The 11,496-nt window shown below is 73.9% G+C and carries 14 protein-coding genes; 5 read left to right on the plus strand and 9 right to left on the minus strand.

Translation table 11 applies throughout. The annotated features are described in order from the left end of the window. Positions 1–3: 3 nt before the first annotated feature. The 3 genes from IEZ12_RS06550 to IEZ12_RS06560 form a co-directional block, all read right to left on the minus strand. On the minus strand, positions 4–717 hold the full coding sequence (locus IEZ12_RS06550; protein WP_189271202.1) for an anti-sigma factor family protein: 714 nt from the start codon (positions 715–717) through the stop codon (positions 4–6). Further along, positions 714–1,202, minus strand: coding sequence for a sigma-70 family RNA polymerase sigma factor (locus IEZ12_RS06555; RefSeq protein WP_198520529.1), 489 nt, complete (start codon positions 1,200–1,202; stop codon positions 714–716). The genes IEZ12_RS06550 and IEZ12_RS06555 overlap by 4 nt, the downstream gene beginning before the upstream one ends. 339 nt (positions 1,203–1,541) lie before the next feature. After that, positions 1,542–2,090 (minus strand): hypothetical protein, encoded by a 549-nt coding sequence (locus IEZ12_RS06560; protein WP_189271203.1) that lies wholly within the window; start codon positions 2,088–2,090, stop codon positions 1,542–1,544. Between the two features lie 226 nt (positions 2,091–2,316). On the opposite strand from IEZ12_RS06560, the gene trxA reads away from it, so the two are divergent. Then, positions 2,317–2,697 (plus strand): thioredoxin, encoded by a 381-nt coding sequence (gene trxA, locus IEZ12_RS06565; RefSeq protein WP_043913135.1) that lies wholly within the window; start codon positions 2,317–2,319, stop codon positions 2,695–2,697. A 204-nt stretch (positions 2,698–2,901) separates the two neighbouring features. Here the strand turns inward: trxA and IEZ12_RS06570 are convergent, their stop codons facing one another. Continuing rightward, positions 2,902–3,657, minus strand: coding sequence for a pirin family protein (locus IEZ12_RS06570; protein WP_100586825.1), 756 nt, complete (start codon positions 3,655–3,657; stop codon positions 2,902–2,904). A gap of 163 nt (positions 3,658–3,820) precedes the next feature. On the opposite strand from IEZ12_RS06570, the gene IEZ12_RS06575 reads away from it, so the two are divergent. Further along, positions 3,821–4,915 (plus strand): WD40/YVTN/BNR-like repeat-containing protein, encoded by a 1,095-nt coding sequence (locus IEZ12_RS06575; protein WP_189271204.1) that lies wholly within the window; start codon positions 3,821–3,823, stop codon positions 4,913–4,915. 14 nt (positions 4,916–4,929) lie between these two features. Here the strand turns inward: IEZ12_RS06575 and IEZ12_RS06580 are convergent, their stop codons facing one another. Then, on the minus strand, positions 4,930–5,394 hold the full coding sequence (locus IEZ12_RS06580) for a MarR family winged helix-turn-helix transcriptional regulator (RefSeq protein ID WP_043913140.1): 465 nt from the start codon (positions 5,392–5,394) through the stop codon (positions 4,930–4,932). A gap of 124 nt (positions 5,395–5,518) precedes the next feature. Here IEZ12_RS06580 and IEZ12_RS06585 point away from each other — a divergent pair, with 124 nt between their 5' ends. Then, on the plus strand, positions 5,519–6,301 hold the full coding sequence (locus IEZ12_RS06585; protein WP_189271205.1) for a dioxygenase family protein: 783 nt from the start codon (positions 5,519–5,521) through the stop codon (positions 6,299–6,301). A 48-nt stretch (positions 6,302–6,349) separates the two neighbouring features. Beyond that, positions 6,350–6,694: a hypothetical protein gene (locus tag IEZ12_RS06590; RefSeq protein ID WP_189271206.1), complete on the plus strand. Its 345-nt coding sequence runs from the start codon at positions 6,350–6,352 to the stop codon at positions 6,692–6,694. Positions 6,695–6,718: 24 nt separating this feature from the next. Here IEZ12_RS06590 and IEZ12_RS06595 read toward each other — a convergent pair whose 3' ends face one another. After that, complete coding sequence (locus tag IEZ12_RS06595; RefSeq protein WP_189271377.1) at positions 6,719–7,360, minus strand: NAD(P)-dependent oxidoreductase; 642 nt, start codon at positions 7,358–7,360, stop codon at positions 6,719–6,721. Between the two features lie 256 nt (positions 7,361–7,616). On the opposite strand from IEZ12_RS06595, the gene IEZ12_RS06600 reads away from it, so the two are divergent. Next, positions 7,617–8,399, plus strand: coding sequence for a TIGR03084 family metal-binding protein (locus IEZ12_RS06600; protein ID WP_229847297.1), 783 nt, complete (start codon positions 7,617–7,619; stop codon positions 8,397–8,399). Positions 8,400–8,411: 12 nt separating this feature from the next. Here the strand turns inward: IEZ12_RS06600 and IEZ12_RS06605 are convergent, their stop codons facing one another. The 3 genes from IEZ12_RS06605 to IEZ12_RS37845 all read right to left on the minus strand — a co-directional run. Next, positions 8,412–8,870 (minus strand): hypothetical protein, encoded by a 459-nt coding sequence (locus tag IEZ12_RS06605; RefSeq protein WP_189271207.1) that lies wholly within the window; start codon positions 8,868–8,870, stop codon positions 8,412–8,414. A gap of 92 nt (positions 8,871–8,962) precedes the next feature. Next, positions 8,963–9,469 (minus strand): hypothetical protein, encoded by a 507-nt coding sequence (locus IEZ12_RS06610; protein WP_189271208.1) that lies wholly within the window; start codon positions 9,467–9,469, stop codon positions 8,963–8,965. Between the two features lie 66 nt (positions 9,470–9,535). Further along, positions 9,536–11,496, minus strand: a 1,961-nt coding sequence (locus IEZ12_RS37845) for an error-prone DNA polymerase (protein ID WP_229847298.1), incomplete at its 5' end; no start/stop codon positions are given.

Here is an 11,496-nt window from a genome sequence, read left to right on the forward strand (position 1 = left end):
TGCTCACCGCCGGGCGAGCTGGACGGGGTGGGCGGGCACGGCGACCAGGACCGCGGCGCCCGAGCGCACCTCGAAGCGGGCGATCGCCGACGGGGCCAGTCCGGTGCCGCCGCCGGTGCGCAGCTCGGTGTGGCCGCCGTAGTCGGTGGCGGGGACGGCCCAGCTGGTGACGGTCTGCTGCGTGCCGTCCGTACCGACGGCGACCAGGGTGCAGCTCTGCGGCCCCGACAGGTGGCCGACGGCGACGGTGATCCGGCTGCCCCAGGCGGCGGGGTCGACGCCGACCGTGGCGGACACTCCGGTGGCCCGGTCGGTGGCGCTGAACTGCTGCGCCGCGACGGCCACTTGCGGTCCTTCGGTGAGCGCCCAGGTGACCGCGGGCCCGCCCAGCGCGAGGATCGCCGCCACCGCGGCCAGCACCAGCCGCCGCACCTTGGCGCGCCGCCGTTCGGCCACCACCTGCCCGGCCAGCCGGTCCAGCAGTTCGGGCGGCGGCCCGTCCGGCTCCGCGACCGCTGTGGCGCCCTGCGGGCTCGCGGCGGGCGCGAGTTCGGCGAGCAGCGCGGTGACGGGGGCGAGCCGGGCGGCCTCGGCGGTGCAGCGCGGGCAGTGGGCGAGGTGTTCGGCGAACCGGGCCTCCTGCTCGGGTTCGAGCACGCCGAGCAGGTGGGCGGCGAGGTCGCCGTGCGGACCGAGGTCGTCGTGGGGGGTGGTCATGGTGTCACTCCCCGTTCCTCCAGGGCGAGCCGGAGGGCTCGCAGGGCGTAGTAGAGCCGGGACCGGACGGTGCCGGGCGGGACGCCGAGGACGGCGGCGGCCTCGGTGGCGGTGCGTCCGCGCAGGTAGGTCTCGGTGATCGCGCCGCGGTGCGCCTCGGACAGCGAGTCGAGCGCGTCGGTGAGGGTCATCAGCCGCAGCACGCGGTCGAGTTCGTCCTCGGCGGGGAGCCGTTCCAGTTCGCCGTCGGGGACTTCGCGGGGCCGGGCGCTCCGGCCGCGCCGGTCGTCGATGACGATCCGCCGGGCCACGGTGGCCAGCCAGGGCCGCAGGCTGTTGCGGTCGGTATCGAGCCGGTCGAGGTGCCGCCAGGCGCGGACCAGGGTCTCCTGGACGACGTCCTCGGCGCGCTGGCGGTCGCCGCCGACCAGGTGCAGCACCATCCCGTACAGCGGGCGGGCGTGCTCCCGGTACAGGGCGCGCATCAACCGGTCCTCGGCGGCGGGGCCGCCGGTGTGTCCGGCGGTCGGCGCGGTGGCGGCGCCGTCGTCGTGACCGGTGGTACGGGGGTGCTCGGCCACGGCGCCATCCTCGCGCGGGTGCGCGCGCGGGTCGATCGGGGACGGCGGGTGCGCGGCCCGCGGCTGCGGGGCGCGCGGCCGGCGGTGTGCGGTGCGGGCCGGGCCGGGGTTCTCAAGTCCGGCCCGGCCGGTGTCGATAACCGTGGCGGGGGTGCGGCGCGGGCGCCCGCGCCGCACTCCTTCGGCTCCGGCCGTCGTCCGCTCGTCCATGGCGCACCGGCTCCGTCGGCACCGCGCGACCGGTCAGTAGCCGCCGCCGGACGGCATGCTCGGCGCGGTGCCGGCCATCGCCTTGTCACCGGTCGGAGTGGTCGCCCACCAGGTGCCGCCGACGCCCTGGCCGTTGGTCTGGCCGGGCTTGGTGTCGGGGGCGTAGCGGTACAACGGCCAGCCGTTCAGGGTGACTTGATGGGTGCCGTCGGGGCGGGTGACGGTGGAGACCAGCTTGGCGTCGATGCCCTTGAGGGCGGGCGCGCCGCTGCCGGTGGTGAGTTCGGGCGGCCAGAGGGTGGCGCAGTCGCCGGTGCAGTGCGTGGCCGACGGGTTGTTGGTGTCCTGGTCGAAGCGGTACAGGGTGAACCCCTGCCCGTCGGTGACCAGGGTGCCCAGGGTGCCGTTGTGCTCGGTCATCAGCGTGGCCTGGGTCTGGCTGCCGCTGTGCATGGTCGAGGACGAACTGCTGCCGCCGCTGCTGCTGCCGCAGCCGGCGATCAGGGCGGCGGCAGCCAGGGCGCCGGCGGCGAGCATGGTGACGCGGCGGCCGTTGGGGGCCGTTCGGCCGGTGGTGGTCATGGCGGGCTCCCGTCCGGGGGGTGCGGGTCGGCCGTACCACCGGGATGCCGGGGTTTCCGGGCCCGGGGTTCGACCGGTTCGCCCGGGGGTACGTACGGCGGGTCCGGAACGTTCAGTGGAAGCCGGGCGCCCGGAATAGTTCCGCAGGTGGCGGGGTTGTGACGGCCGTGGGTCCGAGACCGGGCCCGCTCCGGAGATACCCGGCGGTGAAAGGCAGGTGGCAGCGATGAGCACGGTGGAACTGACCAAGGACAACTTCGACGAGGTGGTCCAGGGTGAGGACGGCAAGGGCTTCGTCCTGATCGATTTCTGGGCGGCCTGGTGCGGTCCCTGCCGCCAGTTCGCGCCGGTCTTCGAGCGGGCCGCCGAGAAGCACACGGACATCACCTTCGCGAAGGTCGACACCGAGGCGCAGCAGGAGCTGGCGGCCGCGTTCGAGATCCGGTCGATCCCGACGCTGGCGATCATTCGCGAGGGCGTCCTGGTCTTCGCCCAGCCGGGCGCGCTCCCCGAGGCGGCCCTGGAAGACCTGATCGGCCAGGCCCGCAAGCTCGACATGGCGGAGGTGCACGCGGGCGTCGAGGCCCAGAAGGCCTCGCAGAACTGACGCGCACCGCAGGCCGGTTGACGGCATGACGGCACGAAAGGGGCACCGGGATTCCTCCCGGTGCCCCTTCGTCGTACCCGTTCGTCGTACCCGCGCAGCCGTCGTGCCCGCGCAGCGACCGCTCCCGCACAACGACCGTTTCCGGGCAGCACGGAGGCCCGCCGGGCGGCTCGGAAGCCGCTCGACGGGCCCGGGTGTCCCGACTCAGTCGAGGGTGGCGTTCATCTCCCACTGGAGCAGCTCGGCCCCGTCCGGTCCGGCGGTCACCCGCTGGCCCTCGGCGCCGGTGATGCGCAGCGCGTCGCCCTCGTGCAGCAGGCCGGCGCCTTCGACGGCGGCCTCGCCGCGGGCCACGTAGAGGTGGACGAACGGGGCGGTGGCGAGTTCCAGCGTCTCGTTCGGGCGGATGCGTGCGACGTGCAGCGCGGCGTGCTTCTGCCGGATGCCGATCGCCCGCTGGTTGGAGTGCTTGCTCATGCCGGACGCGAGGGTGGTCCAACCGCCCTGGCCGAGCTGGTCGTTGATGTCGAGCTGCTCGTAGCCGGGGACGATGCCGGCGGCGTCCGGGATGGTCCACATCTGGATGAAGCGGACCGGCTCCTGGTGCTGCGGCTCGCCGGTGATGGTCCAGGAGTCGTTCTTCTCGCTGTGCAGGATGCCGGTGCCGGCGCTCATCCGCTGGGCGAGCCCGGGGTAGATGACGCCGTTGTGGCCCTCGGAGTCCTGGTGGACCAGGCCGCCGTCGAGCACCCAGGTGATGATCTCCATGTCCCGGTGGGGGTGGGTCTCGAAGCCGGTGCCGGGGGCGACGATGTCGTCGTTGGAGACCAGCAGCAGGCCGAAGTGGGTGTTGGCCGGGTCCCAGTGGTGCGAGAACGAGAAGGAGTGCTTGGAGTCCAGCCAGCCGGCGCGGGTGTGGAAGCGCTGGTCGGCGCGGCGCAGGTCGATCGTGGATGCCATCGGGTCCTCCTTCGTCGGGCTTTGTTGAATTGTAAACCATCACCCCCCTCCACGCATTCCCCGACACCCCGGCCGGCCGTCGCGGCGCGCTGCCGTGCACCCGTCCGACCCCCGGGGGAGACTGCTGCGGGACCGCGCACAACCGAGTTCCGGGTGGTTCACGATGAGCGACGTACGGGATGTCCTGCTGGCCGTCGGCACGCAGAAGGGCCTTTTCCTGGGCCGCAGTTCGGGCCGCGAGAAGTGGGAGTTCAACGGCCCGCACTTCCAGATGAACGCGATCTACTCGGTGGGCGTCGACCGCCGGGGCGGGCGGACCCGGCTGCTGGTCGGGGCGGACAGCAGCCACTGGGGGCCGTCGGTGTGGTGGTCCGACGACCTGGGCGCGGAGTGGCAGGAGCCGTCGAAGCCGGCGGTGCGCTTCCCCGAGCGGACGGGCGCCTCGCTGGAGCGGGTGTGGCAGCTGCAGCCGGCCGGCCCGGAGGCGCCCGGCGTGGTGTACGCGGGCACCGAACCGGCCGCACTGTTCCGCTCCACCGACGGCGGCGAGAGCTTCACCATGGTCGACGCGCTCTGGGACCACCCGCAGCGCGAGCACTGGGGCGCCGGCTTCGGCGGCCAGGGCATGCACACCGTCCTGACCGACCCGCGCGACCCGGACGCGCTGACGGTGGCGGTCTCCTCCGGCGGCGTCTACCGCACCGCCGACGGCGGGCGCAGCTGGGAGCCGTCCAACACCGGCATCAAGGCCGACTTCCTGCCGGACCGCTTCCCCGAGTACGGCCAGTGCGTGCACAAGATCGCCCGGGACGCGACCGATCCCGACCGGCTCTACCTGCAGAACCACGGCGGGGTGTACCGCAGCGACGACGCCGGCCGGACCTGGGAGTCGATCGCCGGCGACCTGCCCGCCGACTTCGGCTTCGGCGTGGCCGCCCACCCGCACACCTCGGGCACCGCGTACCTGTTCCCGCTGGACGCCGACTACGCCCGGCTGCCCGTGGACCGCCGCTGCCGGGTCTTCCGCACCACCGACGCGGGCGAGACCTGGCAGCCGCTGGAGACCGGCCTGCCGCACGAGAACCACTACGGCGTCGTCCTGCGCGACGCCCTGTGCACCGACGACGCCGACCCGGCGGGCGTCTACTTCGGCAACCGCAACGGCGAGGTGTACGGCTCGGCCGACGGCGGCGAGAGCTGGTCGCTGCTCACCTCGCACCTGCCGGACGTGCTCTGCGTCCGCGCCGCCGTGGTCTGACGAGGACAGCCGGTTCAGGCGTCCGCGGCGCGCAGCCGGTCGGCGACGGCGCCGAGACTCGCGGCCAGGGCGGCCAGTTGCTCCGGGGCGAGCACGTCGATCAGCGTCTCGCGGACGGCGGCGACGTGCCCAGGGGCGGCGGCCCGCAGCGCCTGCCGCCCCTGCTCGGTGAGTTCGGCGAACACGCCGCGCACGTCGCTGGCGCAGGAGCGGCGGCCGACCAGTCCGGCCTTCTCCAGCTGGGTGACCTGGTAGGTCAGGCCGCTCTTGGAGGTGACCAGCCGGTCGGCCAGGTCGGTCATCCGCAGCGAGCCGTCGGGTGCGGCGGACAGGTGCACCAGGATCTCGTACTGGGTGTGCGACAGCCCCGCGTCGTCCTTGAGCTGGCGCTCCAGTCGGCGGGCGACCAGGTTGGTGGCCTCGACGAATCCGCGCCAGGCGGCCATCTCGGTCTCGTCGAGCCAGCGGGGTTCGTCCATGCTCCGCATCCTACTCCAGTTGTTCAAATTTGAACCGAGGTGTACCGTCGAGAGCGTTCGGTTCAAATTTGAACCACGGCTGCGACCGCACCGGACCGCCGGACCACGCCAGGAGGACGGACCCATGAGCACCGCCACCCCCGAGCGCATGCCCGCTCTCTACCTCTCGCACGGCGCACCCCCGCTCGCCGACGACCCGATCTGGCCCGGCCAGCTCGCCGCCTGGTCCGCCGACCTGCCCCGCCCCAAGGCGATCCTGATGGTCTCCGCGCACTGGGAGGAGGCCCCGCTGTCGATCGGCGCGGTGCGGACCATCCCACTGGTGTACGACTTCTGGGGCTTCCCCGAGCACTACTACCAGGTGCGGTACGCCGCCCCCGGCGCGCCCGAACTCGCCGACTCCGTCCGCAAGTTGCTGCGCACCGCCGGAACCCCCGTGCAGGACGTGCCGGACCGCGGCCTGGACCACGGCGCGTACGTCCCGCTGGTCGAGATGTACCCCGGCGCGGACATCCCCGTCCTGCAGATCTCGCTCCCCACCCTCGACCCGGAGCAGCTGCTGGCCATCGGCCGCAAGCTCGCCCCGCTGCGCGACGAGGGCGTGCTGATCGTCGGCTCCGGATTCTTCACCCACAACCTGCGCGCCCTCTCCCCCGACGGCCGGGTCACCTCCGTGATGGCTGAGTTCGACGACTGGGGCCGCCGCGCCCTGGAGGCCCGCGACCTCGACGCCCTGCTCGACTTCGAGCACAAGGCCCCCGCCGGCCGCCTCGCCCACCCCCGCACCGAGCACTTCGCCCCGCTCTTCGTCACCCTCGGCGCGGGCGAGGCCGACCTCGGCGAACAGCGCAGCGTCATCGACGGCTTCTGGATGGGCCTCGCCAAGCGCTCGATCCAGCTCGGCTGACGGCCCGTCACCCCCTCTGGCATCATGGCTCGCCGGAGGGGGTGCACCGTGATCGACGACCGAACGCCGTGGTGGCTCCGGGCGCGCTACTGCCTGCTGCTCGTCGCCCTGGGCTGGATGAGCACCATGCTGGCCCTGTTCCTCGACGACGAGGTGAACCGGCTGGTCACCCACCACCTGTTCAGCCCCCGGCCACCGCTGGCGGCCGCGGCGCTCGTGCTGAACCTCGTCGCACCCGGCTGGGCGGTGGCACAGCTCTGCACGGTGCTGCGCCGCAAGCACCGGCCGGTCGGCATCGGGCACATGGCGTTGACGGCGGTGCTGCCGATGGCCGTGCTGGCCGCCCTGGCGGAGCTGGCCTTCCTGTGGGCTGCGGTCGGCCTGCACGGGTGACGCGCCGCCGCTCGCCGCCGGGCCTCAGTAGCCGCAGGTGAAGCGCTCGCCGTGGTGGCGGGGCGTCTCCAGTTCGTCCACCAGGGCGGTCGCGAAGTCCGGCAGCGAGATGGTGGACAGGCCGTCCGGGGTGGCGACCAGTTCGTCGTCGGCGGTGCGGTAGTCGCCGGTGCGCTCGCCCGGCAGCAGGCTCTGCGGCGGGCTGAGCACCGTCCAGTCCAGGTCGCTGACGGTGCGCAGGTACTCCAGCGCGCGGCCGTGCGCCCGCATCACCTCCAGCTGGCGGGGCGTCACCGACGGCTCGTCCCACAGCCTCGCCCCGGCCGAGGTGGTCAGGCTGCCCGCGCTTCCGACCACCAGCAACCTCGGTGCGCTGTCGCCGAGTTGACGCAGGCCTGCGACCAGCGCGTGCGCCGCCGGCTCGATCAGCCGCCCCCGGCCCGGGCCGTCCCCGCCGCCGACCGCACTCACCAACGCCTCGGCCCCCGCCGCGACCCGCGCCACGTCCGCCGGCTCCAGCACGTCCCCGCGCTCGACACTGATCGCCAGCCCCTGGTAATCCTCCGGCCGCCGCACCACCGCCGTCACCCGGTGTCCCCGCGCCATCGCCTCGGTCACCACGCACCGACCGATCTCCCCGTTGGCCCCGACCACCACCATCCGCATACCGGGCTGACCTCCCACTCCGACCGCCTGACGCCCCATCAGAACACGTCGGCCGTACCCGAGCCACCGAGAGCCGCTGCGCGGGGCGGGTCGCGACCGCGGTGGCTCCGTCGGTCCGCCCGAACGGCGGAAGCGAATCCGTCGAGTGGCCGCGAGGCGGGGCCGGGCGGCAGGCCGTGCTGTGCGAGGGATCACTGGTGCGGCCCCGGGGTGGTGGGGTAAGGGTGGGGGGCATCGACGGCGAGAGGGGTGGCGGGTGGACGGGCTGGTGGCGGATCTGGTGGCCGAGGGGGAGGAACTGGACTTCCTGGTCAAGGACTTGGACGAGGCCGGATGGGCGATGGAGACGCCGGCGGCGGGGTGGACGGTGGCGCATCAGGTGTCGCACCTGGCCTGGACGGACCGGTGCGCGCTGTCGTCCGCGCAGGACCCGGAGGGGTTCGCGGCCACGGTGGAGCGGGATTTCGCGGACGGGTTCGGGCCGGTGGAGCTGGGTGCGGCGGAAGGGGTCGGCGAGGAGCCGGCCGCACTGCTGAAGCGCTGGCGGGCGGGGCGGGCGGAGGTGGCGCGGGTGCTGGCGCAGGTGCCGGCCGAGGTGCGGATGCCGTGGTTCGGGCCGCCGATGAAGGCGCGGTCGATGCTGACGGCCCGGCTGATGGAGACCTGGGCGCACGGGCAGGACGTCGCGGACGCGCTCGGCGTGGACCGCGTCCCGACCGAACGTCTGCGGCACGTCGTCCACCTGGGCGTCCGCACCGTCGGCTTCGCGTTCGCCGTCCACGGCCGGCCCGCGCCGACCACCCCCTTCCGCTTCGAACTCCGCTCCCCCACGGGACAGTTGTGGACGTGGGGCGAGGAGGACGCCGCCGACCGGGTGGCCGGCCCGGCGCTGGACTTCTGCCTGCTGATCACCCAGCGCCGTCACCTCGACGACCTCGCCCTGACCGTCGAAGGCGACACCGCCCGCGCCTGGCTGCCGTACGCCCAGGTGTTCGCGGGGCCGCCCGGTGAGGGACGCGGGCCCCTGCGCCGCGCCTGACCGCGGGGCCGGTCAGCGGATCTTGAGGCAGGGAGCCTGGCCGCGCATCGATGTGTAGTTGCCGGTCTCCTCGCCGTTCCCGACGCTGAGGAAGGCGACCTGGTGCGGGCCGTCGAGGCCGTAGCCGAGTTCGGTGATGCGCAGACACAGGGCCAGGGTCTGGTCGGGGGTGGTGTCAGGCGTGACGGTGACCATGACGGCGTTCTGGCCGCCCTCCTGGGCGTCCGCCGCGGGCGGGGTGTGGGAGTAGGTGCCGTGGTCGATGTGCGGCAGGCAGCGGATCTCGTCCGGCAGCGGGGCCACCCAGCCGCCCAGCCAGCTCTCGGTGGGGACGGGCGCCGCGCTGCAGGCGGGCCCGGGCCCGGCGGAGGTGGGCCCGGCGGCCTGCGGCGCGGTGGTGGTGGCGGTGCAGCCGGCGACCGCGAACGCGGCTGCGGCTGCGGCAAGGACGGTGACGAGCCGTCTGGACATGATCTCCTCCTGGTTCGGGCATCACCGTACCGACCTTGGCAAACGCTTTCCGCACGCGCCCGCAGGGCCGTCGGCAGGAAGGGTGGAAGCCGCTACGGCAGGGCCGGTCGGAGGGTCGACCGGTCCCCGTCGAAGCAGGCGGGGTCGCCGCCGGGCTCCGACACGTAGTGGCCCGCCCCGCTGACGGCCAGCAGGGTGATGTCGTGCGAACCGCCGAGGCCGTACCCGAGGTCGGTGAGGCGGTGGCACAGGGCCCGGGCCTGGTCGGGAGTGGTGCCGTCCGCCACGCGGACCTCGACGGCGTTCCACTCCTTGCCGTCGACGACCATCTCGCCCGCCATGTGGGCGAGGGTGCCGTCGGCCACGTGCGGCAGGCAGCGGATCTCCTCCGGGAGCGGGCCCCGCCAGCTGCCCGCCCAGCTGCCCTCCATGCTCACGGTGGGGCTGGGCGCCGCGCTGCAGGCGGGCCCTGGGCCGGCGGTGTCGGCCGGGGCGGCGTGCGCGGTCGGCCCGGTCGCCGGGCCCGGGTGGCCGGTGGTGGTGCAGCCGGCGGCGGCGAGGGCGGCCACGGCGAGGGCCACGGCGAGGCGTCTGGACATGCTCCCCCTTGATCGAGGCCACACCGTACCGTCCGCCGCGGGCCGCGCGACGAGAATTTCGTGGCGTCAGATCCCCAGCCGCAGCGGCGCGATCCGGGTGGCGATCAGGTTCGTCGCGCCGTGGGTGCGTTCGACGGTGCCGTGGACGAGCAGGCCGGCGCGTTCCAGGACGGTGCGGCGGTGGGCCTCCCAGACGGGGCGGTTGCAGATGACGTTGATCAGGCCGGTCTCGTCCTCCAGGCTGAGGAAGAGGACGCCGCCCGCGGTGGGCGGGCGTTGGCGGTGGGTGACCAGGGCGCCGACCACGACGGGGGTGCCGGGCGGGACGTGCCGGAGCTGCGCGGCGGTGACGGCGCCGGACCGGTGCAGGGCCTCGCGCAGGTGCTGGACGGGGTGGCTGGTGGCTGAGCTTCCGGTGGCCCACAGGTCGGCGATGGTCTCCTCGATCGGGGTCATCGCGGGCAGCGGCGGTGCCTCGGCGCCGGGGAGGGTGCCGGGCAGCGAGTCGGGGTCGGTGGCGGCGTACAGGCCGGCCGACCAGAGGGCCTGACGGCGGCTCAGTCCGAAGCAGGAGAACGCGCCGGCGGTGGCGAGGGCCTCCATCAGGGGCCGGGGCAGCGCGGTGCGGCGGGCGAAGTCCTCCAGGTCGGCGTAGGGGCGCCCGGCGGCGATGGTCTCGGCCTGGGCCCGGCCGAGGCCGCGCACCGAGGTGAGGCCCAGCCGGATCGCGGCCTGCGGCGTCCCGGCGGTGAGGGGGTGCGGGTAGGACGGGTGCCGCCCGGGTTCCAGCGTCGGCCCCGGGTCGCTGACCGCGACGTCCACGGCGCGCACCCGTACGCCGTGCCGGCGGACGTCGGTGATCAGGCTGAGCGGGGAGTAGAAGCCCATCGGCTGGTTGGCGAGCAGCGCGCAGGTGAACGCCGCCGGGTGGTGGTACTTGAGCCAGGCGCTGGCCCACACCAGGTAGGCGAAGCTGATCGCGTGCGACTCGGGGAAGCCGTAGCTGGAGAACGCCTCGATCTTGGTGTAGACGTCCTCGGCGGTCTCCGCGGGGATGCCGCGTTCGGCCATGCCCTCCAGCAGACGGGTGCGCAGCACGGCGACCCGTTCCAGCGAGCGTTTGGCACCCATCGCCTGGCGCAGCCGGTCGGCCTCGTCGGGGCTGAACCCGGCGCAGTCGATGGCGAGTTGCATCATCTGTTCCTGGAACAGCGGGACGCCGAGGGTTTTGGCGAGGGCGCGTTCCATGCTGGGGTGCGGGATCTCGACGGGTTCGACGCCGTCGCGGCGGCGCAGGTAGGGGTGGACGGAGCCGCCCTGGATCGGGCCGGGGCGGATCAGCGCGACCTCGACCACCAGGTCGTAGAAGTGCTTCGGCTTGAGCCGGGGCAGGGTGGCCATCTGGGCGCGCGACTCGACCTGGAAGACGCCGACGGTGTCGGCCCGGCAGAGCATCTCGTAGACCTTGGGGTCGTGTTGGGGGATGCTCGCGAGGTCGAGCCGCTCGCCGTAGTGCTGTTCGATCAGGTCGCAGGCGTCGTGCAGGGCGGCGAGCATGCCGAGGCCGAGCAGGTCGATCTTGACCAGTCCGGCGCCGGCGGTGGAGTCCTTGTCCCACTGCAGGACGGAGCGGCCGGGCATCCGGGCCCATTCGGTGGGGCAGATCTCCCCGACAGGCTCCCGGGTGAGCACCATGCCGCCCGAGTGGATGCCCAAGTGGCGCGGCAGGCCGTGGAGTTGGCTGCCGAGGTCGAGGACGTCGGCGGGGATGACGGCGTCGTCCTGGACGGTGCCGTGGAACTCGACCTGCCGGGTGAAGGCGTCCACCTGCTCGGCGGGGTAGCCGAGCGCCCGGGCGGCGTCGCGCAGGGCGAGCCGGGGTCGGTAGGTGATGACGTTGGCGACCTGGGCGGCGTGGGCGCGGCCGTAGCGCCCGTACACGTACTGGATGACCTCCTCGCGGCGGCGGTTCTCGATGTCCAGGTCGATGTCGGGCGGCCCGTCGCGGGCCACGCTGAGGAAGCGTT

The sequence above is a fragment of the Kitasatospora griseola genome (assembly GCF_014648555.1).
GTDB lineage: Bacteria > Actinomycetota > Actinomycetes > Streptomycetales > Streptomycetaceae > Kitasatospora > Kitasatospora griseola.